General features: G+C 43.6%; 21 protein-coding genes. 10 read left to right on the plus strand and 11 right to left on the minus strand.

Features of this window, described 5'->3' with window-relative positions; all coding sequences use genetic code 11:
* The first annotated feature begins 81 nt into the window (after nucleotides 1-81).
* The 5 genes from QUA45_RS03115 (at nucleotide 82) to QUA45_RS03130 (ending at nucleotide 5166) form a co-directional block, all read left to right on the plus strand.
* A complete protein-coding gene (locus tag QUA45_RS03115; protein ID WP_333219342.1) occupies nucleotides 82-273 on the plus strand; it encodes a hypothetical protein in 192 nt (63 codons plus the stop codon).
* A 2-nt stretch (nucleotides 274-275) separates the two neighbouring features.
* Nucleotides 276-404 (plus strand): peptidoglycan-binding domain-containing protein, encoded by a 129-nt coding sequence (locus QUA45_RS29060; protein ID WP_445305288.1) that lies wholly within the window; start codon nucleotides 276-278, stop codon nucleotides 402-404.
* A gap of 41 nt (nucleotides 405-445) precedes the next feature.
* Nucleotides 446-1348, plus strand: a complete 903-nt coding sequence (locus QUA45_RS03120) for a peptidoglycan-binding protein (protein WP_333219344.1) — start codon at nucleotides 446-448, stop codon at nucleotides 1346-1348.
* Nucleotides 1349-1498: 150 nt separating this feature from the next.
* Complete coding sequence (locus QUA45_RS03125; protein ID WP_333219345.1) at nucleotides 1499-3619, plus strand: caspase family protein; 2121 nt, start codon at nucleotides 1499-1501, stop codon at nucleotides 3617-3619.
* A gap of 134 nt (nucleotides 3620-3753) precedes the next feature.
* Nucleotides 3754-5166, plus strand: a complete 1413-nt coding sequence (locus tag QUA45_RS03130) for a caspase family protein (protein ID WP_333219347.1) — start codon at nucleotides 3754-3756, stop codon at nucleotides 5164-5166.
* Between the two features lie 337 nt (nucleotides 5167-5503).
* On the opposite strand, the gene QUA45_RS03135 is transcribed toward QUA45_RS03130, so the two are convergent.
* Both QUA45_RS03135 and QUA45_RS03140 read right to left on the minus strand, forming a co-directional pair.
* Complete coding sequence (locus QUA45_RS03135; RefSeq protein ID WP_333219528.1) at nucleotides 5504-6103, minus strand: transposase; 600 nt, start codon at nucleotides 6101-6103, stop codon at nucleotides 5504-5506.
* A 19-nt stretch (nucleotides 6104-6122) separates the two neighbouring features.
* Nucleotides 6123-6410: a hypothetical protein gene (locus tag QUA45_RS03140; protein ID WP_333219348.1), complete on the minus strand. Its 288-nt coding sequence runs from the start codon at nucleotides 6408-6410 to the stop codon at nucleotides 6123-6125.
* A gap of 490 nt (nucleotides 6411-6900) precedes the next feature.
* Here QUA45_RS03140 and QUA45_RS03145 point away from each other — a divergent pair, with 490 nt between their 5' ends.
* The gene (locus tag QUA45_RS03145) at nucleotides 6901-11265 is read left to right on the plus strand and encodes an nSTAND1 domain-containing NTPase (RefSeq protein WP_333219349.1); all 4365 of its coding nucleotides are present in this window, start codon (nucleotides 6901-6903) and stop codon (nucleotides 11263-11265) included.
* A gap of 32 nt (nucleotides 11266-11297) precedes the next feature.
* Here QUA45_RS03145 and QUA45_RS03150 read toward each other — a convergent pair whose 3' ends face one another.
* The 4 genes from QUA45_RS03150 to QUA45_RS03165 form a co-directional block, all read right to left on the minus strand.
* On the minus strand, nucleotides 11298-12338 hold the full coding sequence (locus QUA45_RS03150; protein WP_333219351.1) for a hypothetical protein: 1041 nt from the start codon (nucleotides 12336-12338) through the stop codon (nucleotides 11298-11300).
* Between the two features lie 45 nt (nucleotides 12339-12383).
* On the minus strand, nucleotides 12384-12737 hold the full coding sequence (locus tag QUA45_RS03155) for a hypothetical protein (protein WP_333219352.1): 354 nt from the start codon (nucleotides 12735-12737) through the stop codon (nucleotides 12384-12386).
* Between the two features lie 33 nt (nucleotides 12738-12770).
* Complete coding sequence (locus tag QUA45_RS03160) at nucleotides 12771-13253, minus strand: hypothetical protein (protein WP_333219354.1); 483 nt, start codon at nucleotides 13251-13253, stop codon at nucleotides 12771-12773.
* Nucleotides 13254-14510: 1257 nt separating this feature from the next.
* Nucleotides 14511-15800 (minus strand): transposase, encoded by a 1290-nt coding sequence (locus QUA45_RS03165; protein ID WP_333219356.1) that lies wholly within the window; start codon nucleotides 15798-15800, stop codon nucleotides 14511-14513.
* Nucleotides 15801-16451: 651 nt separating this feature from the next.
* On the opposite strand from QUA45_RS03165, the gene QUA45_RS03170 reads away from it, so the two are divergent.
* Both QUA45_RS03170 and QUA45_RS03175 read left to right on the plus strand, forming a co-directional pair.
* On the plus strand, nucleotides 16452-16577 hold the full coding sequence (locus QUA45_RS03170) for a hypothetical protein (protein ID WP_333219358.1): 126 nt from the start codon (nucleotides 16452-16454) through the stop codon (nucleotides 16575-16577).
* A gap of 28 nt (nucleotides 16578-16605) precedes the next feature.
* A complete protein-coding gene (locus QUA45_RS03175) occupies nucleotides 16606-16893 on the plus strand; it encodes a leucine-rich repeat domain-containing protein (RefSeq protein ID WP_333219360.1) in 288 nt (95 codons plus the stop codon).
* A gap of 118 nt (nucleotides 16894-17011) precedes the next feature.
* On the opposite strand, the gene QUA45_RS03180 is transcribed toward QUA45_RS03175, so the two are convergent.
* The 3 genes from QUA45_RS03180 to QUA45_RS03190 form a co-directional block, all read right to left on the minus strand.
* Nucleotides 17012-17365, minus strand: coding sequence for a hypothetical protein (locus QUA45_RS03180; RefSeq protein WP_333219362.1), 354 nt, complete (start codon nucleotides 17363-17365; stop codon nucleotides 17012-17014).
* Nucleotides 17366-17672: 307 nt separating this feature from the next.
* Nucleotides 17673-18323 carry a hypothetical protein gene (locus QUA45_RS03185; RefSeq protein WP_333219364.1) on the minus strand — a complete coding sequence of 217 codons (651 nt, stop codon included), beginning with the start codon at nucleotides 18321-18323 and terminating at the stop codon, nucleotides 17673-17675.
* Nucleotides 18324-18591: 268 nt separating this feature from the next.
* On the minus strand, nucleotides 18592-19170 hold the full coding sequence (locus tag QUA45_RS03190; RefSeq protein WP_333219366.1) for an HAD family hydrolase: 579 nt from the start codon (nucleotides 19168-19170) through the stop codon (nucleotides 18592-18594).
* A 178-nt stretch (nucleotides 19171-19348) separates the two neighbouring features.
* On the opposite strand from QUA45_RS03190, the gene QUA45_RS03195 reads away from it, so the two are divergent.
* A complete protein-coding gene (locus QUA45_RS03195) occupies nucleotides 19349-19672 on the plus strand; it encodes a hypothetical protein (RefSeq protein ID WP_333219367.1) in 324 nt (107 codons plus the stop codon).
* Between the two features lie 41 nt (nucleotides 19673-19713).
* Here QUA45_RS03195 and QUA45_RS03200 read toward each other — a convergent pair whose 3' ends face one another.
* Both QUA45_RS03200 and QUA45_RS03205 read right to left on the minus strand, forming a co-directional pair.
* Entirely contained in the window at nucleotides 19714-20547 is an 834-nt protein-coding gene (locus QUA45_RS03200) for a hypothetical protein (protein ID WP_333219369.1), read from the minus strand.
* 213 nt (nucleotides 20548-20760) lie between these two features.
* Nucleotides 20761-20919 carry a hypothetical protein gene (locus QUA45_RS03205; RefSeq protein ID WP_333219371.1) on the minus strand — a complete coding sequence of 53 codons (159 nt, stop codon included), beginning with the start codon at nucleotides 20917-20919 and terminating at the stop codon, nucleotides 20761-20763.
* 267 nt (nucleotides 20920-21186) lie between these two features.
* Here QUA45_RS03205 and QUA45_RS03210 point away from each other — a divergent pair, with 267 nt between their 5' ends.
* Complete coding sequence (locus QUA45_RS03210; protein ID WP_333219373.1) at nucleotides 21187-21945, plus strand: phytochelatin synthase family protein; 759 nt, start codon at nucleotides 21187-21189, stop codon at nucleotides 21943-21945.
* Nucleotides 21946-21972 lie beyond the last annotated feature (27 nt).

The following is a 21972-nucleotide window of genomic DNA, read 5'->3' on the forward strand; positions in this document are numbered from 1 at the left end:
ATGCACCCTTTTGAACGAGGGAAACTATCAAGGAGCAGCCAATCAATTTCACGTGTGGAATAAGGTCAGCGGTGAACCTTTGTGGGACTCACGCGCCGACGCTTGGCTGAACGAGCACTGTTCTTGGGAAAACCCTGGCAGTCTTTTTTAACCTATGAAGGAACAGGCGAAGAAGTAACAGGGGAAACAATCTCGAAAACACTTCGCACCTTGAAACTCACCGAGCCTGTCATGGAAGGTGAGGATGTCCGTCAAGTACAAAAAGCGCAGTAGGAATCAATCTCGAACCTGATGGAGTTTTTGGCAGCGCTACTGACAAGGCAGTGAGGCAGTTTCAGCAGCAGAAAGGGCTAATAGCGGATGGTGTTGTAGGTGCGGAAACCCGAAAAAGATTGGGACTGTAACATAGATTGTGTAACCAAATTCAAACAGATTGGAGAAAACCATGACTGACTCAAGCGATCTTCTCTTTAATCAACCTGTAATTGTCGAAGCCTGCGAAGAATTTGTGGAACGGGATCGGTTAGGAGTTAGAGGGAGTTTTCCCGGATTGCTCCAAGATGCACCCATGTCTTCGACGGCGGTGGTCAATGGCTTATCCCAGCAGTTGATATATCAACTGCAACTGATTGTACCCGATGCCTTTGTCAGTTTTGATGACCTCAATGTAGACTTGCTGGATGCAGCCTTTCCCTACGTACAATCCCCAGCGAAACAGGCACTCCAGAGAGCGATTCAAGATCGAGGTCAAACCATGCAGGTGAACTCCGCCTACCGCACTATCGCCCAGCAAATGCTGCTGTACAACGATCGCTCCAACAACCCCAATCCTGTAGCTGCACCGGGAGCCAGCAACCACCAAACCGGGTTAGCGATCGACATTGAAGATCCAAGAGGCTGGGAAGTTTATTTGATGCAATACGGCTGGCATCCCTTACCGGGCGACCCGCCTCACTTCGACTACATAGGCGACGGTACGATCGATCTTCGCAGCAAATCAATACTTGCATTTCAGCAGCTTTGGAATCAGAACAATCCTCACGAAATGATTGGCGAAGATGGCGGCTTTGGCCCTCACACCGAGGATGCACTTAATCGCTCGCCTGCTCCAGGTTTTTCCAAAGCGCCGTGGGATGGCAAACCGAGAACGTTGCGCTTGGCGGTGCCCAGAATGGAAGGCTCGGATGTACTCAAGCTTCAGGAAAGCTTGAAAAAGGCTGGCATGATAGTTGGGACTGACGGTGAATTTGGGCCGGCAACAGATAAAGCCGTCAAGGAATTTCAGCAGAAAAAAGGGTTGAAGTCAGATGGAATAGTCGGTCTCAAAACCCGCGAACAAATGGCGTAAGGAGTTCGCGATTAACTTAACAAAATTTGGAGCCGAAGGATACGTCGCTGAAATAGTAAAGTTTTATAAAGAGCTTAAACTTGCGACTATAAAACTCTGTCAATATCCAACTACCTACATTATAAACCCATACCCCAGTAATGAAAAAACATGACTAATTTACCTGAAGAACTACCAAATGTTTACGCATTATTAATTGGTATTGACTACTACTTACCCAATCGTTTGTATAAAAGTCTTAAAGGATCTGTGCGTGATATTAACCTTGTAGCAAGCTACCTCTCCCAGACATTGAAGATTCCATCAGAACGGATTTTTAGGCTGACTTCTCCGAATCCTGAAGTTCCTGAAACAATCGAAATTAAAGACCCGGAGCCAACTTATGCAAACATTGTGGCTCAGTTTCATGCCATTACACAAATAGCGCAGCCGGGAGAGCAGGTTTACATTCACTATTCTGGACATGGAGGACGAACAACAACCATTTATCCCGAATTGAAGGGGAATGACCAACTCGATGAGGGAATTGTGCCAATGGATGTCGGTAATGAATCTGGGCGCTACCTGCGAGATGTGGAATTGGCGACACTTTTGAAGCGGATGACGGACAAAGGGTTGATTGTCACCCTTGTCTTGGATAGCTGCCATTCTGGGGAAGCAACTAGAGGCGACGATGTTGCAATTCGAGGAATTGGAGAAATCGATACAGCACCGCGAGACTGTGAAAGTTTGGTTGCTCCACAACAAGAGCTCATCGAAAACTGGCAAGCTCTAACGGATGGGACGGCTGCAAGTATTACCCCCGGGCGCTGGCTTCCTCAATCTAGAGATTACGTATTGCTCGCCGCCTGTCGTCCTAGCGAGTATGCCTACGAGTATGCCGTGAGCGGTAAGGAGCGACATGGCGCGCTGACATACTGGACAATCGATACGTTGACCAGCAGCCCTTCAGGATTGACATACAAAACATTGCACGATCGCGTCAGTGCAAAAATTCAAAGCAAATTTCCTCAGATGCCAATGTTGGTGGGTGAGAGCGATCGCTTTGTCTTCGGAGTAGAGCATGGCTTCTTACAATATGCCGTGAATGTGCTTGAGGTGATTGAGGAAGAGGTAACTGAGGCAGACTCAGAACCCAAGCGAGTTCCCAAGCAAGTCCGGCTTAATGCGGGGATGGCAAACGGTATCAGTCGAGGCGCTCGTTTCGCAATTTATGCCTTTGGTACAACAGATTTTACTCAGACAAATCAGCAATTGGCTATCGTTGAGATTGCAGGCGTTGGTGCTTCTGATGCCTGGGCAGATGTGATTGAAGTTTTGCATTCAGGTAAAATTGACTTCGGCGCTCAAGCCGTGATGCTATCAGCCCCTGTCGATTTGGTACGGGCAGTACGTCTTTTCAAAAAAGCGGTTGGTGACAAAGACAATCAACTGCCTCAAACTATTAAGGATCTGGAGGATGATGCACTATCAGCAGTCGAGGAAGCACTGGCAGGGAATGGTTGGTTGAAATTGGCGGATGCACACCAAAAGGAAGATTATCAAGTAGGGGTTAATCAGAAAGGGGAGTATGAGATTTGCACGGGTACACCGATCGAAAACCTCACACCTGCGCTAAAGATTGATGATTCTGATGCTCCGCAACAAGTAGTGAAACGGTTGGTACACTTGGTAAAATATCAGGCGATCCAACAGTTGAGCAATCACTTTTCTGATTTGACGGGCCAGCTAGAGGTGGAATTACTCACACAACCCAACTGGCGACTAGGAATGTCTAAAAAACCGCAACCATTTCCAGATCCCACTAATTTAGTTGTTAAATCTGGTGAGTGTGCATTCTTGCGAATTAAAAATACTTCCTCTCAAGATTTGAATGTTGCTGTGCTGGATGTCGAACCCAACTGGGCGGTTTCCCGCATTCCACTCCAAAAACCAGAGGCTATTTTTTATCCATTCAATCCCAATCAAGAGATTTTGCTTCCACTCAACTTGACGCTACCAGAGAAACATCAAAGTGGAAAAGAAACTATCAAAGTTTTTGCTACCATTAAACAAAACGATTTTCGTTGGCTAGAGTTACCTTCCCTTGATGAAGAAATTGAGAAAAAGGCAGAGAAACTCGCTCGCGGAGATAATCCACTCGGACAACTTATGGCTGCGGTTGGTGCTGATGTAGATCGCTCTCCAGATATCACCCGTGCAGCAATACCAATCTTCGATCCTAGTCAGGAATGGACAACGAAGGAGATTAAAATCACGCTAACGCGATAGGCGTTTTGTAAAAGAAATATTCATTAGATAGGAGTAAATTAATGCTTCTTTACATGAACTCCATCCTGAGTTCTGGAGTAGTTCTATAATTTTCAATACTGCGGAAACCTACTAGCAACTGACCTATCTGTGAAATGTCCGAGCAGCAACCTACTAACCGACGTGCAGAACCTATAATCTCAGAGTTAGAGCTGTACTCAGAGTATCGCAAGTGCGATCGCTGGGCAATTATTGTTGGTATTTCACGGTACCGATATCATGGTTGGAATCTGAGATATGCCGATCGGGATGCAGAGGAGCTTCAGAACCTACTCCTCACGCCCAGTGGAGGCAACTTTAAGAAAGAATTCATCTGTAAATTAACCAATGAGGAAGCAACAACTGGCAACATTACACGAGCACTCCGTGCTTTTTTGAAAAAGCCAGCACGAGAAGACCTTGTTGTTATCTACTTCGCCTGTCACGGCGCACCGGATTTTGACCGACCAGGCAATGTCTACCTGCTTACTCACGATACAGCTCCGGGTGATATCGCAGGGACTGCGCTACCCATGCGTGAAATTGACTTGTCTCTGAAGGAAAATTTGCTCGCCGAGAAAGTCATTGTCTTAGCGGATACTTGCCACAGTGCAGCGATTGCTGGAGGAATTGGTCGTCGAAGTGCTGTTGATGATTCTACATTTGTAAATTGCTATCTACAAGCAGTGAGTAAGGCAAGAGGAGGAATCGCTCTACTAACCTCGGCGGAAGCAAATGAGGTTTCATTTGAGGATGCTAAATGGGGAGGGGGGCATGGAGTTTTTACCTACTATCTGTTAGAAGGAATGCGAGGTGCTGCCGATCGCGACAAAAATGGAATTGTGACGGTTGGGGAGCTATTTGAGTATGTGCGTGACAATGTTAAACGTGCAACCGATCACAGGCAGCATCCTTTGATTGGTGCAAATTCATATGACCGTAGTATGCCTGTTTCAATCATACCTTCTACGGAACTCTCTAATATTTTAAGAAATGAGCAACAGCCGTACACAGAATTTCACCTAAAGGACGAGGCAAAAGAAGGTCAACCTAAAAATGTGAAATTGCCCAAGTTGAAATTAATCGGACTGAGCCTTTTTTTTGCAATCATTGTTATGACAATCGTTTATCCTATTTTAACTAATATTTATCAACACCCACAAGTTATACCAACGCCAACTTATGTAGAGCCTCAAATCCTGACAGATTATGAAATTCGTATTTATTTTATAAAAAATAGAGCGGATCTAGAAATAAAAGCTAAGAAAATTAAAGAATTATTTAGCAAGACTTTTGGGGACAAAAATATATTTTTAATTCCTAAAGAACAAGAGTTTTTCGACAAATATGCTTTCCCAAATCCGGACATCAATACACCGATCAATGAAATTCGTTACCCTTCAAAAAATGAAGAAGCAGCTAAGTATTTAGAAAAAATTCTTCAAAATAAATTTCCTTCAGACTCATTTCAAATTTTGCCCATTGGTTCTGCTTCCGGGAAATATGTATCTCTTTTTCTTAAACCTTAATCACAAAGATTTGTTAGGCAATTCCTGTATTTCTTACATATCTAAAACACTACTCAATTATTTAATTGGAGTTTAGACTAAGCACAAATTTACCCAGCTAACGCTGAGTAAAAATTGTGGCGAATTTAGAGAGAGATTCCCAGGTTAACTGATGGATTTTGACGAGTTTTGGAACCGACCTTTACCCTTTTTGACGACAGGATAGCGACATCTTCGAGTGCGCGGTTTTCCTGTTTGCCATCCATCTGAATTTCCTCGCCGTTTGGGAGAAACAGCAGGACTTCCAATCCTGATTAAAAGTGGAAGCATTGATTGTACAACCCTTCCAGGTGTCAATTCAGTCAGAGACTAATGCCTGCGGTAGACGAATTTCTGTGACTAGATCTTTAGCCAACCATAATTGCCAGGTGAGTAAAGGCATCAAATCACTCCATCGTTCGCACTGTTCAGGGGTACTCAACTTCGGCACATTCCAATGTAAGGTTTGTTTAGCTAACCGATACCAATGTTCGAGGGCAAAGCGGCGCAGATACAGTTGCCAAATTTCAGCCAGAGATGGCATTTGCATACCAACCCACACTAACCACAAAGGTTGACTGTTTAATCGACCCGTTACAGTTTCTAAACGTTCGACTAAAATCAAGGTCATTGGATGTTTGGGACTACCTCGAAAATGCAAGTCATCCCATTTTTTTAACCGAATTTTTCCCAGTTTGGGTTCCAGAGATTCCAGAGTTTGTTCTGGTGACCACCAGCTTTGAGGGTCGTTGAGTCTAAACTGTTGACCGTGAATTTTGGGCCGTCCTCTACCACTATAGGCTGGGGGTGCTGACCACAAGCAACGATTGGAGCGAATACGCATTAGTTTATCATCCGCGCTCGCAGCGGTGGCTTCGATCAGAGGTGCACACCCATACTCACTATCAAATAGAGCGATCGGTCTATTCTGAAGATATTCACATAAAGCGTGCTAATTGCCCGGCCCCAAAACTAATCGGGTTGTCCCAACTGGTAATACGTTCGTGTCTTAACGGCAGCGCCCAACTGCCACTACTTTCAGGTATCAGTGCGATCGTACTATATCCTTGACCGATGCCGACAGGTATACCGTGAGGTAAGGCTGTGGGTTGATGTTCATAAGTACGTTCTTTGAGGGTACGTGCATGGGGTCTTAACCATGCTGTATGATCGATCGCCAATACTGGCCGTTCCACTTGTGACATTTGTTCGATATATAGTTGCATCAATTTTGCTCGATCTGGTCTACAATCTTGCAGCGCCTCGTAGACGCTTGACCACTCACGTCGAAATAAAGGACTGAGGGCAAAATCTCCTCGCACATGAGACCTGGCGGGTCGTCATCACTGCATCTGCTAGTTCAAATGTGGCATATGCAAGCGTTGCCGAGGCATTGATAAGCCAGTTGACGAAATTCTCGTAATTGTTCTAACTTCATGGCAGGTAGATTTGAGATTTTTAGTCGAATTTCAATCTTCTACCCGCTCTGCTGTCTGTTGAAACTATCGCAGACAGTTTTTTTCTCGAAGTGCAAGTCAGAGAGAACGTCAACGGTCGCTGGTATTTATCTTATGGTTGAGTCTGATAGTCGCTCGCCAGCGACCATTGCCGTTCTTGAGAACTGTGAGCTAGTCTCAGTGCGATCGCACTTTTTGACCTGCTTAGTCTAAACTCCAATTATTTAAGGTTTTCTCCGGTCATAATAGATAAATTACTATGTCAAATTTTGAATGCAGTTATGCCCTGGTCGTTGGCATTAACGACTACAACAACGGCATTTATTCACTAAAAACTGCCGTCAGCGATGCAACAGAAATCGCCCGTATCCTCGCAAAGGAGCATCATTACACCGTTACTCTACTTCTAAATCAAGCGGCTACCCTCAGCCAACTTCGGCAGGTGCTAGAAAGAGAACTACCGAAACAAATTAAGGCAGGAGATCGCTTCCTCTTCTACTTTGCTGGACATGGTATTGCCCTAAACTGCGAGGATGGTCCTGAAGGCTATCTAGTTCCCCAAGATGCTCGCTTGGGCAATGTTAGCACTTACTTGCAGATGTCAGAGGTACATCAAGCTCTACTTCATCTTCCCTGCCGTCACTTTTTAGGCATTCTCGACTGTTGCTTTGCCGGTGCTTTTCGCTGGTCAAGTCTACGCAAAGCAATTCCTGTTGAACTGAGTACACTCCACAAAGAACGTTACGATCGCTTCATTCAAGACCCTGCATGGCAAGTAGTCACCTCGGCTGCTTACGATCAATCTGCATGGGATGCCTTTGACCTAAAAGACGATCGCGGACAACTTGGAAGCCATTCACCGTTTGCCCGTGCGTTAATTGAAGCACTTGAGGGTAAAGCCGATGCCTTTCCACCAGCAGAACCGGGTAAGCCTGCGGGGGATGGGGTGATTACGGCAACGGAACTTTATCTATATTTGCGCGATCGGGTGGAAATTGCCACAGAAGCGCGAGCTATTCGCCAAACTCCAGGGATTCATTGCCTCAAAAAACACGACAAAGGCGAGTATATTTTCCTGACACCAGGACACGTGCTAAATCTACCTCCAGCACCGCCATTAGATGAATCCAGAAATCCCTATCTCGGCTTGTCACCGTTTGAGGAAAAACACAGCCAACTATTTTTCGGTAGAACCAAACTAATAGAAAAGTTGCAAAATTTTGTCAAAACTCATCCTCTAACTGTGGTACTAGGTGCTTCGGGTTCGGGTAAATCCAGCTTGGTCAAAGCCGGATTAATTCCCAAATTGAAACAGGAAGAAAACGACAAATGGTGTATACTTCCACCGATCCGTCCGGGAGAAACACCTTTTCAATCCCTGAATAATGCACTGGTTGATGCCCAATTACCCCAACTCGATTTACGAAACCCACAAAAAACGCTAACTCAAAGTATTGCAGTTTGGGCTAAAAATTATCCCAATTTTAAGTTAATTATCTTTATCGATCAAAGCGAAGAAATCATTACACTCGGTTCTCCTGAAAACGACCGCAATGATTTTTTTCAACAAATAGTGAAAGCAACTAATGCCCATCAGGATAAATTACGGGTAGTATTAAGTTTGCGATCGGACTTTGAACCTCAAGTCAGAGATGCTGGCTTAAAGTTTTTCTCCACCGTCGTTAAACAAGAAGTAGGAAACACTGAAACTGAGTTTGAAAAGCGTTGGAGCGACGGACGATTTATTGTACCAGCGATGACACGAGCCGAACTGCGGGAAGCAATTGAAAAGCCAGCAGAAGCACGGGTAATGTATTTTCAACCCCACGATTTAGTAGAACAATTAATTGATGAAGTGGCGGATATGCCGGGATCGTTGCCCCTACTTTCTTTTGGTTTGAGCGAACTTTATCTCAAGTATTTAAAGCGACAATGGGAGGCAGAAAATGGAGGGATAACAATCGCTCGCTCGCTGACTCAAGCAGATTATCAAGCTTTAGGGGGAGTAATACAATCGCTGACTCAAAAGGCTGATGAGGAATATCAGGCGCTAGTTCAAAAAAATCCAGCTTACAGCCAAGTTATCCGTCATGTAATGTTGCGGATGGTAGCCCTGGGTGGGGGTGAATTAGCGCGCCGACAAGTCCCGTTATCGGAATTGGAATATCCGCCACAGAAAAACTATTTAGTTAAAGCTGTAATAGAGCGGTTTACCGATTCACGGTTACTGGTACAAGGAGAAGATGCTGAAGGTAATTCCTATGTGGAACCTGCCCATGATGCTTTGGTGCGCGGTTGGCAAAAGCTGCTGAATTGGGTAAAAGATGAGAAAAACTTAAGATTGGAGCGCCGTTTAACACCTGCTGCTCTAGAGTGGAAAGATAGGCAACAGCAAAAGTTTCTTTGGAATGCCAATCCCTATTTGGATGTATTGAAAAAGGAGGTACTAAACTCCCCTGATAACAACTGGTTCAACCAGGTAGAATCAGAGTTTGTGAAGCGTAGTTTGCAAAAAAGGCAAAACAGTCAGCGTAGTTTGGTTGCCACTGTGACTGGAGTCATTCTCGCTCTAAGTGGATTTGCAGTTTTTGCTGGATATCAGTGGAGACAAGCAGAAATAAAACTAATTGAGGCTTTAACACAATCTTCAAAAGCTAATTTCGCAGTGAATCGAAATTCTTTTGATGCCCTGATTGATGCACTGACAGCTAATAAACGTTTGCAACAATTACCTTGGGGCAGCACAGACCAAAAACTCCAAACCGACCTTCTCGCAACTTTGGCGCAATCCGTAATCTGGGTAAGGGAAGAAAACCGCTTGCAAGGGCATCTTGATGCTGTTCAGAATGTTAGTTTTAGCCCGGATGGTCAAATGCTCGCTACAGCTAGCTACGACCGCACAGTTAAGTTATGGCGACGGGATGGAAGTCTAGTCAAAACTTTGTCAGGACATACAGACGCGGTGATAAGCGTCTGTTTTAGTCCTGATGCAAAGATGATTGCTTCCGGAAGTCTAGATGAAGTCAGACTTTGGGACAGCAACGGCAAGCTGGTACGGGTTATTCATGCTCATAAAAATAATTGGGTGCCCGGTATCAGTTTTAGTCCAGATGGAAAAATAATCGCTACTGCCAGTGGCGATCGAACCGTAAAACTCTGGAGGCTGGACGGTAAATTGATTCGTATTCTTAAAGGACATCAAAACTGGGTAAGGCAAGTGGATTTTAGTCCTCAAGGCGATCGGATTATCACAGTCAGTGATAAAACCGTAAAACTGTGGAGTCGGGATGGCAAGACTCTAATCAAGACTCTTACCAACCCCTCTCAGCCTTTTGTAAATGTAGGTTTCAGTGGTGACGGTCAGATTTTTGCTACTGCTAGCCTAGAGGGAACTGTCAAGATATGGAGTCGAGAGGGGCAACCTTTAAAAACTATAAAGACTATTCCATATCTAGGAGAGGTATGGAGCGTGAGTGTCAGTCGAAATGGACAAACTATTGCTTCTGGCAGTAAAGATGGAACCGTAAGGCTGTGGGCACAAGATGGCAGATTACTAGATACCTGGGTCGGTCATAACGGGGCTATTTCTAGTGTTACTTTTAGTCCCGATGGAAAGACGCTGGCAACTGCAGGTAACGATAATATCACGAAGCTTTGGCAGATCGATCGAAACTCGTTAACTGTTTTGTTTGGACATCAGGAAGAGGTGAATTCGGTTCAATTTAGCCCAGATGGTAAACGGATTGCCAGTGCAAGCTCCGATGGAACTGTGAGGATATGGAATCGAGAAGCTAAGCCACTTTTGACTTTGAAAGCAGATAACAGCAAGGTGAATGCCGTTAGCTTTAGTCCTGATGGAAACACAATTGCTAGTGGTAGCGACGATGGCACAATCAAGATTTGGGGTCTAGATGGGCAACTCCAGAGAACACTGAAAGGGCATACAAATAGGGTCATATCTGTTAGCTTCAGTCGTGACGGACAGACATTTGCTTCAGCGAGTGCTGATGGAACCGCAAAACTTTGGAGTTTGGAAGGTAAAGAACCGATCACCCTAAAAAGACACAAGAAGAGAGTGTTGAGTGTGGCTGTTAGCCCAGATGGACAAACAATTGCCACTGCTGGTGATGACACAACAGTAAAATTGTGGAGTTCTAGGGGGCAACAACTCAGAACACTGACAGGACATACAAGTGGAATTGGGTCTGTTAGTTTTAGTCCTGATGGCACCAGGATCGTTACTGCTAGTGATGACCAGACAATCAAACTTTGGCACCGAGATGGAAGGTCGATCGCCACACTGAGGGGACACACTGCTCAGGTGCTTGATGCCAGCTTTAGTCCTGATGGCAAAACGATCGCCTCTGCGAGTATGGATGGGACAATAAAGCTTTGGCAACGCGATGGAACGTTCATCACCTCCCTGAGCGGACATACTGCGGGGGTGAAAGCGGTGAATTTCAGTCTCGATAGCAAATGGTTGGCCTCTGCCGGGGCAGATGGAGTTGTTTTGCTATGGAATGTGTCAGATATGAGTTTTCAAGGGTTGTTGGGGAAAGGATGCAACCATCTCCACAATTACTTGCAAACTAAATCAAAAAAAATCAAAGAATTATGTAATTGATGTCAGTTTTGCAAGTTAACTATTAGGACATTCTAGTGTCTTTTCACAACGGGACCGTCGAAAGCTTGGGTTCCATCAGTAGGCAGACTATCCAGCGCAAAATAATCAAGTTCTTGAATGCTTTTGTTATATTGCGATTTAAAGCCTGGAGTAGTTTCCCGATTTACCATCAAAACACCTATTCTATAATTGTCATCATCCGCTTGTTCTTCACCGATTTTCAAGGATACTTGCCATTCTCCATCTGTGGAATGAATGGGATAGTTGTTAATTGGAACTAAATAGAATTTACCTTCTATTGTCGCGTTTATATAAGCCCACATACTTGCACCTTCATCCAAGTTATTGAAAGTACCCCTACATTCGCATACATAAGGAACTGTACTTCCCTTTGAGGGTTCTATTATCTGCATTTTTGGTTGCGGCTTCGGTCCAGTAAGTTTAATATATGTGTTTGTATCTCCCGTTCTTGGCTTAGCAGCAGCGATTCCTTTTAAAAATGCCTCATCTATACCCTCTTGATTGATAATTTTACCTTCTAAAGAGCTGTAAAACTTTTTGGAAAATTCGACTGCCGCTGTTCTCTCAATATAACCCTCTATTCCAATCACACATTGAATGTGTTTAGCAATTAATGCGGTAGCTTGAGATGAATAGCAAAAATTGAGAATCACACAGTTCACGTCTGTGGCGTTACTAAAAAATTCTGCTAGTTCATCTGCTTTAACACGGTCTATTTTTTTAGGTTTTACACGGTCTATTTTTTTATCGTCCGGCTCATCAGGCTCATCAGGCTCATCAGGCTCATCAGGAGCATCGGGGTTTGGGATCTCGACTGTTCCATCTGTTTTTCCCTCTCCACAAATATGAATAATTCGAGGGACAGGTTTTGTATTCTGAATTAGCTCCGAAATTTCCCCAACAGATGTGACATATTCAGAATCAAGTTCTAATCTACTGTTACTACCTCGTGTAACAGTTTTGATTTCTCGCAACTCATCAACTATGGCTATATTAGGAGTGTACGTTGCTATACACATAATTTTTTGTTTTTCCTGTGCCACTTCATTCATTTGCTAAGTTTACTCCCGTTTATGTACGTAAAAATATGTGTTGGATTATCCCCGCTGTTTTTGATTTCCACCTCCTGGGTTTTGGTTTCCACCTCCAGGGTTTTGGTCTTCATCTACTGGCTCTTGGTCTCCACCTCCTCCACGCTGAGTTATCTTAGTTCCATTCCCTCTGATTGAATCGAGATAAAGGATATATTTGTCACGCCATTTTGTTTGATCGAGTGCTTGAATAGCAAGTTGTTCGTTTTTGTCTAGTTCTAGATGTGCAATACTTTCAGTCTGTTCGATCTTTATGAGAACAGACTTTTCCGTTATTTGAATTGTACCGTAAGGTGAAAAAAGCTCGTCCAAATCTGATTTGGTAATATTAACTGGTAAGCCGCTAACCTTGATGATCATTTTGAAGTACCTCTGCTAATTCCATTTTGTAGCTCAGCTTGCAGACTTTGGTAGATTTTTCTCCCAAGTCTCGCAAATTCCAGTAGCAATGTACTTGGAAACTTTTTTGATAATTAGAGTAGCCACCAGAGTAGCAACAGCAGGAGCTAACCCAACTCCACTAACTAAAACAGGAGCCAACATCCCAGCCGCTTTGGTGTAGTTCTGATTGACTGTTTCATCTAAAATCTTCTGAGTCTCCGGGTCTTCTCCACCGAGGGGTTTGCACATCAACTCGTAAGTTAATGGGTTTACTCGATCGAACAACTGCTTACCTGCTTCTAGGAACCTTGGCTCGATCGATGATCGAGCTGCAACGTTCACATCAATAGATTCCAACGATGCTGGGTCTAGCCCTCTTGCTCCACGTCCAGCAATATCATCCCCTATAGCTTGTACGTGAGAGCCAATCTGTGCTTCTAGCTGATCCTCATCAAGTTCCCACAAACTTTCTACAAGAACTTCAACTTCTGCCATGATTACTTGTCTCCAGGCTTTAGTTAACAAGAGTGTTACTGATTATTTTTGGCTGGGCAAACAATCTCCGTCAACCAATTAATGCAATTTAACCAGGATTTAGTTAGATATCAAAAATCTTAATTATTCTTATTATGACCCGCATTCTGCAGATGTAATATCATGTCTGGTCGATTGACCATGATACAATCTTGAGGAATACTGCCCTCTCAGAGCGAGAATGCCCAAACGAATTATTACGATCGCGCCCCATCTGAGTGTAGAAGAGCTTGATGAGTTGTTTCCGTGAGGCTAAAACGCCGGCTTGTGTCCATCATTATCAAATTATTGGGCTGTTAGCGAACTCCACAACTGCGGCAGAAGTGATGGCAGTGACTGGTTGTAGTCGCGGTTGGATTTATGGAGCGAGTCTGGGGATACAACCATTTAGTACCAAAATCCCTCGGATCTCAACGTTGCAAAAATACTGATTCTGACCCTCTGCTCAATGATGTAAAACAAGCGATCGTTATGGCTAGCCCTACAGCAACCTTCCCGATAGCGGGCTGTGGAATGGTCCTAAAGTAGCCGACTGGATGAGTGAACTCAAGGGTGAAAAAATCTGTTGCGGGCGTGGCTGGGAATATCTCAAGTCCATGAAGTTTCGATTGAGAGTTCTTTGTTTGGGACATAAGGAATCAGGCGTTGCTTAATCAGGGTATGAAAAAAATAACTTGAAAATCCCGAAGTTTTGTGGATACTGGTTTATATGATATCAATTCCGGTAACACCGGAATGATGGTTGACTGTTGACTGTTGACTGTTGTCTGTTGACTGTTGACTGTTGACTGTTGTCTGTTGACTCAATTTTATGATTCCAATGCAACCGGAAACGATATGACTTGCATATTGAGCCAGTCATACCCTAAATCAGCAACGCCCTTTACCTTTCGCTTCAAATCAATTCTACAGTTTCACGCTTGCATCGCCCACTGTCTCGGGCTATACCTGTGCTGACATAACGCATCTCAAGAGCTAATCTCAAAGTTAGTTCTTTACCGCAATTGCTCATGGGTAGCCAATCTACAGCCAAAACTATCTTTCTCCTCGCCTCTATGGTCGGCTGGCTTATCGTTGGTGCATCTTTGATGTATCTTTTTCCGGTCGTCGCAGATTGGTTGATATCCTCCGATCGCACCCATCTATGGATGCAGACCCTCAGCCGTAGCGGTTACAATCCTATGCTGGCTTGGGTAGGAGGAGGCATCACTCTGGTTATTACCGTGTCGGGGTATATCCTCTGGCATCAGAGGTTTGAAGGCAAGATTTAGAGCGATGTTGACACTCCTCGACTATCAGGTACGAGGATTCTTGGTTCACAGGGATTCCAACGAATTTACCCTCACCAAGCATCTTGACCGTATGCCCTACGGCTGCAAGCCCTCTAATTAAAACTACTTGTGCTGCTGCAACATCTCTGTCTGTTGTATACCCACAGCTAGAACAAGAATGGGTTCGCTCCGACAGTTTTTTCTTGCCTGTCTCCACATCACAATTAGGACAAATTTGACTTGTTTTATGAGCACTTACTTTCTGAAAACACACACCATGCTTAAAACAGGTTTGCTGCAAGATAGTAAAGAATTGCCCCCAACTAGCATCTAAACAGTGCTTACCGAGCATTGCTCTAGACAAACCAATCAAGTTCAAATCTTCAACAAATATCATTCCTGCATCTTCGCAAAGTTGGTGTGCCAGTTTCCAGTGCCAGTCTTTGCGACAGTTGGCTATATATTCGTGCAGCTTGGCAACTTTCTTCTGAGCTTTTTTTCGGTTATTCGAGCCTAACTTCTTTCGACTGACGCGCTGTTGCAGCAATTTAAGCTTGCGTTCAGCGTCAACGAAAAACTTTTGGCGCTTTACTAGAAGACCGTTGGAAGTCGCTATGAAATTAGTTAGACCAACGTCAATACCCAAAGCTTCGCCGTGAGGCATAACCGTCGGTACAGAAACGTCCCATTGCAGGGTTAGCATTACATACCAACCGCTAGCTTTCTTGACAATTCGAGCTTGCTTGATTGTTGCACTATCAGGAATGGGACGCGATTGATGGAATTTCACCCAACCAATCTTGGGTAGTTTCACCCTCTCGCCTTGAACTGGATTGACGCCCATTTCTGGAAACACAAAAGAACGCATTCCACCAATTTTTTTAAAGCGCGGAAATCCGTGTTTCTGTTCCCACATACTGACAAATGCTTTCTCAAGCCTTCGCAATGTTTGCTGCAAGACGTGGACTTGAACCGCACCGAGAGCAGGAATGTTTGCCCTGGCTGCGGTTAAGTTTTTGCACTGACTTGCGTAAGTCGGTCGCTTTGTTTCCGCAGGGATGATGAATTCAGAACGGATAGAGCAAGCGTTAACTTGACAGCTACGAGATTGAAACCAATGTTTGCGTTCAGCTAGCGCGTAATTGTAGACGCGACGGCATTGCTCTAGCCAATCTTCAAAGATGGCTGTTTGCACCGCTGTTGGTTTCAGTTTAAATTCGTAGGTTAAGTTAAACATTTGCTCTGTCCTTCCTATCCTAATTATAGAAGTTTGGCTAAACGCAAATGCGATTACTCACAATTCTTAATTAAAGCCGTCCTAGAAGGACGGGGCTTGTATCCCATTTTCTTGGTCACAGATCGATTTTGGAGCGATCGAGTTCTGAGTTCAAAGAAGTGTGGGAGGCATGAGCGGTGAGGCGTAAAAAAAGCCTCCCAAGACGACTATCAGAATTTTAGATATTTATGAGTGCTGGTTTGATATACAGTGCTTACTTTTTGGAAAACAGCGAGTGCTATATTTCTGAAACTTTGGGCTGCTGTAAAGCAAGATAGTATTAATGAATCTGAATTGGCAACAGTTATTAAATTCTCAGTGATTTAGTCTTTAAGTTTCTGCTAGATTGCCTTTAGGTCTTAATAAGAGCATGGATAGTAGAGATTGAAAGCTTAAAATTTATTACATACAATATGCTTTCCAGCTTATTTACGTTACCTTAAGTCTTTTCTCATTTGATAAAAATTAGGCGTAATAACCTCCCATTCTTTTACCGGGGTTGAGGGCTATGTCCTTGATTTTATAAAGCTTTTGATGGGGTTGTCACCCCGTCAGCCACCAAACAAAAATTATTGTCATCACAATGAAATGAATCTTACCGAGACAAAGAATATGACGCGAGACGAAGCAATGCGACGAATTGACCGGGCAGCCCAGGAAAATTGGAAGAAACTGAATTTGTCGGGGTTGGACTTGGAGGAAGTGCCCTCGGGCACTTGGCAAATGTACGCAGCTTGAGACGTTCGTGTTAATGGAATTCCAGTTCATGCCATTCCATGAAAAACGGAAAGAAAGGAGAAAACGGCTAACTAAGTTTCCTGATGCTGTTCTTCAATTAACCAACTTAAAAATACTTAACCTCCATGGCAATGAGATAACCGAAATCCCAGAGGCTATAGGGCAACTGTCCAATCTTACACAGCTTGACCTCAGTCACAATCAAATAACCGAAATACCAGATGCAATCGGGCAAATGTCGAATCAAATCAAGGTTGATTTAGATCACAATCCAATTACCCCAATCCCAAAGGCTATTGAGCTGCTATCCGATTAGACACAGTACCCTGATAGCATTGACTTTATTCAACAAATCCGCATATCCTGACCCAGGGCTTAACACTTCTATAGATTCATCAGTATCTAAGCATTTCCTCGCCTAACCTTACTCCTCACTAGCTAGAAAAACCCATTGGATGGAAACCAGAACGAGACGATGAATTCAGTCCCTTAAGAATTTCTCGAACTTTTACAAAATCTTCTTTGTCCGAAATCTCTACATGAGCCTCGATTCTGAAAATATCATCAAGTCTTTCTTTGTCATTTTCTATAACTTTTAATATCTTCACCACCTTACTTGCAAACGAAAAGCATTCGTCACCGTAGTGAAGAATCAGCTCAATGTCATCCCCTACTTGTAAGCCCAAATTAAAATTGTACTTAGCAACTTGCATCGACCAATTGATTTGTTCTTTTTCTACGTCTTTTTCTTCAAGAAGGGAAGGAATCCTTACAAAATACTGAAACATACAGCTCGCTCCTAAATATATTAAAATATATTAGCTAGGAACTTATTTTTTTCATATTATTTAAGATTTATTTAATTATTCAACTTAGAAAAATTAGAGAGAATAAGAGTTTTATTTTTCATCAACTCTACGGGTAGCACTTCCAAGTCTTAGATAGGAAAAGTTGCGTTTCCCCGCCTAGATTTTTAGTGGCACACCCGCTCTGTAACGGCAGAAATTGTAGAATTAGGTGCTGAGTATTGGCACCGGTTTTGACAATCTTAGGGGTCGCAGGCTTAACAAACCCTCAATCTGCATCTGAAAATTCTCACGGGTTGGGTCGAACGCAGCGATCGCCCCCATCGGGAAATTTCTCGTTCAAACTCTGATTGAAATAATACTGACACCAAAATTCTGCTACCTCCAACAACATGGGTACTGATTCAGCCACGATACCTGAACCAGATTGCAATCCATAACGCTCTACATATTCTCTAGCTAGTTTATAAGTCCAATAGGGAAAATCTGTCTCTACGAAACACCGCAGTGCATACTCTAGCTTGAGTAAATCTCCGCTGCGGACAAAGCGCACCGTTGCCCACCTAAAATTACGGTAGTCATCCCCTTGCAAGCCATCAATGTCTCTCAATAAGTTTCTGAGAGATTGCTTGCTTTCGTAACTAGGACTTTCTAAGTAACTTTGCATCAGTGAGATTGCTTCCTCCACTAACTCTTTTTGCTGTTCCCATTCTTCATCCGTGAAATGTTCGGGACAATTCGCCCGCTTCATCTGTTGCTGCACCAGTCGAGCAATGTAGAGCGCAAACTTTTCGGCAGCAACTTCATCAGCGCACAAACTTTTGATACTCGTCAGCCTGGTTATCGGTATGGCAAACCGAGCTTTTTCAACTTCTTGGGTGGCTTGAATCCACTTTTTGATTTTATTGGCAGTAGCACGTTGTTGGTTGTTTTGTTTCATGCTTAATGATACGGTGTACCAGTTTTATCACCTATCTCAAGATTATACAAAAAGCTATCACTATACATGGCGATTGGGGGGAGCGAAGTGCATTAGCTAAGCTAACGAAGAGGAGCGCTCTCAACACGGCCTCGCCACCACTCTACTTTTAAGTGTGTATAAGTAGGTGGTCATAATTAAAGTAAAATATAGACAAATCTAGAAAATGAGGATGAATCTATGCCGACCTATAGGTACAGCAGTGCTACTAACCCGCTCGTACCCCGAGTCACAATGAATTACTTTTACTATTGATAATGTGTGAGGCGCTGTAGAGGTCGGGAACAATGTAGTGAGGGAGGCGCTCTGCGCTTTGCAGCAGCGAAGAGCTATCGCGATTAAACTCCTCTAATGTTTCATTGCCGCCGTCAATCAAAATTGTTCGGCATCCTGCCCGATAACCCGCTTCAGCATCGTTCAGGGTGTTGCCAATGAACCAAGACGCGGCTAAATCAATACCCAGCTCGCGAGCTGCTTTCTGAACCATTCCTGGCTTCGGCTTGCGGCAATCACAATCTGCTGATTTATCATGAGGGCAGTAGTAAAACCCATCTAAAATAATGTTACTTTCTCTAAACAGGGTATCAAGTTCGTGTAGGTACAAAATTAGCTCTTGTTCAGAGAAATAACCTCGTGCTATACCCGATTGATTGGTGATGACCAACAACTTGTACCCAAGTTCCGACAATAGGCGTAATGCCGCAACTGCATTACTGACTAGGACAATCTTCTTCGGGTCAACGTTGCAGGGGACATCGACCACTAAGGTTCCGTCTTTGTCTAAAAAGACTGCTTTTTTTAATGCCATGATACTGATTTATTTGATACAAGCGCTTCAAAATTACGCAATTTCGCTTATTGTAACGGATTTGTGATATAAACCTGCCAACCCCTCACCTACCTCATTAAGAAATCCCCGCCTGCCGGTGCAGCAATGCAGTAAGTATGCAAGACTTTGGAGCGTCGGGTCGAGTATACACGCCTGCGTGAAGATAGAACGGCACGGGCAGGCCCAAATATTCACTCAACAAGAAATCGAACTCTTGTTCAACGAAGGTTTGCAAACCGCTCGCGATCGCACCCTCTTCGGCGTTTGTCTCTACACCGCCTGCCGCATCGCCGAAGCGTGTTCGCTGTCCGTTGCAGATATTTATACGCGCCTTGGGGAAAGTCCGCCCCGAAATCAACGGACGCAAGGGCAACACCAAGGGCAAACTCCAAACCCGCATCATTCCCGCAATCGAAGACTTGCGAAGCCTCCTGGCAGCTTGGAAACCCAACGCCGGCAAGACATATTAATGCTGCGGTAAATGACTTAACCCCTAAGTTAAACTTAAACAAGTTATTTACATCATTTCCTAAATGGGTTGTAACGCTGTAAAAAAGCATAAGTTAAATAAATAGCTCTACCAGTTATCAGCATGAGTTGGTAGAGTTTAAATGCTATAAATTCTAATACAGATTCTTTTTCTTCTTGTATTTTAACTGGCTGGTAGCCGCTAACTCTGTTTTTATTAATTCTCGTGTTTAGACTAGAATCGTCCGCAGGGAGGTTCTCTTTAGGTAGGTGATCTTGTATTTTTTTGACAAGGAGTTCCCAACTCTCACTCTCAGGCTGTAATCGAATGGCATCATCAGCACCACTTTCATCTAAGTATCTCTCCCGGTCACCTATCATGAGTTGACCGCGCAGGTTTAAAATAACGGGAAGTTGTGCGGTTTCCGGGTTAAGTTTTAACATTTTGGCAATCTCCACCCCATTCACTTGCTTATCATTGTATTTATCCGAATAAGCTGTATTTACCATAATCATATCCACTTGCTTATTAACAGCGATTTGCATAGTAGTTTCTACATTAAACCCATAATATGCAACCAAATTAAATTTGAGAATAAACCGCTTAGCTGCTCCGCTAAAATTCAACCAATTATCTCCAACCATTAAAACTTTTATTGAGGTTTTAATGTGTTCGGGTTCATCAATCTCTGCGATAGCACAGCGGTTCATAGGATGAAAATTAAAAATAGCGATTATCTTTAATTCTTCATTCTGAAAAGTCACTAAATCCCTATATTTTTCTGCGGGCAGCGAGCAATAGACTAACTCCCAATGACAGTAATTTTTATCTGAATCACAAACCAGTAATTTGACATAACAAAGCCAGAAAGAAAATCTACTATTCATTAATTGATATCCCCTCCTAGTATTTCTAAGATTTCCCCAACCTCTGTCAAGTCGGTCTTAGATCTCTTGAGTTTGTGCGAGTTGTTGCCCTCGCGATGCCTCTTCGTTGCGGTCGTTCAGGCGCTCAGTTTTCCCAGCCGTTCCTCGAACTCTGCGAACTCAGCCACTAATTTATTGTTTAGCATTGTGTCTATTTTTTGTCTAGCAGTGGCTCTATGTCTTCCACTGTAGGAGTTTGGCGAGTTGATTCTGATTTTGGGGTAGGGTTAACGGCAGCAGTATCTGAAACACCAGCACGTCAGCTTCAATGCTGGTATCGATAGATTGCGGCTTGTATCCCGATTTGACTGTGACTGTTGGGATTGGCGGCATGATGCAATCTTGCTCCCAGGCATAAATTTCAAAATTATATTACAGAATCCAAGTTTTTCATACCACTTTATAAAAATGATGTTTTTCCTTAATAATAATGAAGTTTTAACAATAAAAAGGCTTGCTATAATGATGTCCAAAGCAAAAGCGATAGTTACCAGAGTCACTAACCAAATGGCAAGGTTTAGACGTTGTAATGTTTAATTATTCTACTACCAATTGTGACTAAGAGTTTTTTAAACAACTGTTCTTGAGAGAGATGAAGATATGCACTTAAATCAAACGTCTGGGAATCACCGATGGCAAGGGCGACTAATAAAAGCTGGAGGGGGTATTCTACTAATCTTCGGCACAGGTTTAAGCGTTTTTACCTGGAAACTCTTCTCGCCACCTTCTGTTGACCGACAACCACTTCCCAAAACTTTAGTTTCTCTAGAATCACCCGAAGGAAAACAGCTATTGAACCAGAGCAAGAGCAAACATGATTTTCAACCGCTTAGCACCCACATTGAAACTCAAAAACGTCCAGCCTATTGTGGTGTGGCTAGCAGTGTGACGGTTTTGAATGCACTCGGCAGCAAAAGACAGGGATATCGTCCCCTCACCCAAGACACCTTTTTTGACGGTCAAACCCAGAACATCCGCTCTTCTTATGCCGTCACTTTTTCGGGGATGACTCTTGATGAATTAGCGGCTTTGCTCAGAAGTCACAACGTCAAGGTTGAGGTCTACTATGCGTCCGAGACAACACTTAACCAATTTCGTACCCAAGCTAAAGCCAACCTTACCCGTTCTGGCGACTATATAATCGTGAACTACCAACGCTCTGTTTTGGGTCAGGGTAAAAGCGGGCATATTTCTCCCCTTGCTGCCTATCACGAGCAAAGCGATAGATTTCTGATTGAAGACGTAGCCAGTTATAAATATCCGCCTGTATGGGCTTCTACAGAGAATCTTTGGCAAGCGATGAATACTACTGATTCAACCTCCAAAAAAACACGGGGCTATCTAGTTGTGCGCCAGTAAAATAGAGAATTAGAGATTGCCTAGCGG

The sequence above is a fragment of the Microcoleus sp. Pol12A5 genome (genome assembly GCF_036701435.1).
GTDB lineage: Bacteria > Cyanobacteriota > Cyanobacteriia > Cyanobacteriales > Microcoleaceae > Microcoleus.

Excerpts from the sequence above, each read along its gene's own strand:
- QUA45_RS03180 (WP_333219362.1), bottom strand. The coding sequence starts at position 17,365 with ATGTTTCAGTATTTTGTAAGGATTCCTTCCCTTCTTGAAGAAAAAGAC.
- QUA45_RS03130 (WP_333219347.1), top strand. The coding sequence starts at position 3,754 with ATGTCCGAGCAGCAACCTACTAACCGACGTGCAGAACCTATAATCTCA.
- QUA45_RS03120 (WP_333219344.1), top strand. The coding sequence starts at position 446 with ATGACTGACTCAAGCGATCTTCTCTTTAATCAACCTGTAATTGTCGAA.
- QUA45_RS03200 (WP_333219369.1), bottom strand. The coding sequence starts at position 20,547 with ATGAATAGTAGATTTTCTTTCTGGCTTTGTTATGTCAAATTACTGGTT.
- QUA45_RS03155 (WP_333219352.1), bottom strand. The coding sequence starts at position 12,737 with ATGATCATCAAGGTTAGCGGCTTACCAGTTAATATTACCAAATCAGAT.
- QUA45_RS03210 (WP_333219373.1), top strand. The coding sequence starts at position 21,187 with ATGCACTTAAATCAAACGTCTGGGAATCACCGATGGCAAGGGCGACTA.
- QUA45_RS03145 (WP_333219349.1), top strand. The coding sequence starts at position 6,901 with ATGTCAAATTTTGAATGCAGTTATGCCCTGGTCGTTGGCATTAACGAC.
- QUA45_RS03150 (WP_333219351.1), bottom strand. The coding sequence starts at position 12,338 with ATGAATGAAGTGGCACAGGAAAAACAAAAAATTATGTGTATAGCAACG.
- QUA45_RS03190 (WP_333219366.1), bottom strand. The coding sequence starts at position 19,170 with ATGGCATTAAAAAAAGCAGTCTTTTTAGACAAAGACGGAACCTTAGTG.
- QUA45_RS03185 (WP_333219364.1), bottom strand. The coding sequence starts at position 18,323 with ATGAAACAAAACAACCAACAACGTGCTACTGCCAATAAAATCAAAAAG.
- QUA45_RS03125 (WP_333219345.1), top strand. The coding sequence starts at position 1,499 with ATGACTAATTTACCTGAAGAACTACCAAATGTTTACGCATTATTAATT.
- QUA45_RS03165 (WP_333219356.1), bottom strand. The coding sequence starts at position 15,800 with ATGTTTAACTTAACCTACGAATTTAAACTGAAACCAACAGCGGTGCAA.
- QUA45_RS03205 (WP_333219371.1), bottom strand. The coding sequence starts at position 20,919 with ATGCCGCCAATCCCAACAGTCACAGTCAAATCGGGATACAAGCCGCAA.
- QUA45_RS03170 (WP_333219358.1), top strand. The coding sequence starts at position 16,452 with ATGACGCGAGACGAAGCAATGCGACGAATTGACCGGGCAGCCCAGGAA.
- QUA45_RS03175 (WP_333219360.1), top strand. The coding sequence starts at position 16,606 with ATGCCATTCCATGAAAAACGGAAAGAAAGGAGAAAACGGCTAACTAAG.
- QUA45_RS03160 (WP_333219354.1), bottom strand. The coding sequence starts at position 13,253 with ATGGCAGAAGTTGAAGTTCTTGTAGAAAGTTTGTGGGAACTTGATGAG.
- QUA45_RS03140 (WP_333219348.1), bottom strand. The coding sequence starts at position 6,410 with ATGCAACTATATATCGAACAAATGTCACAAGTGGAACGGCCAGTATTG.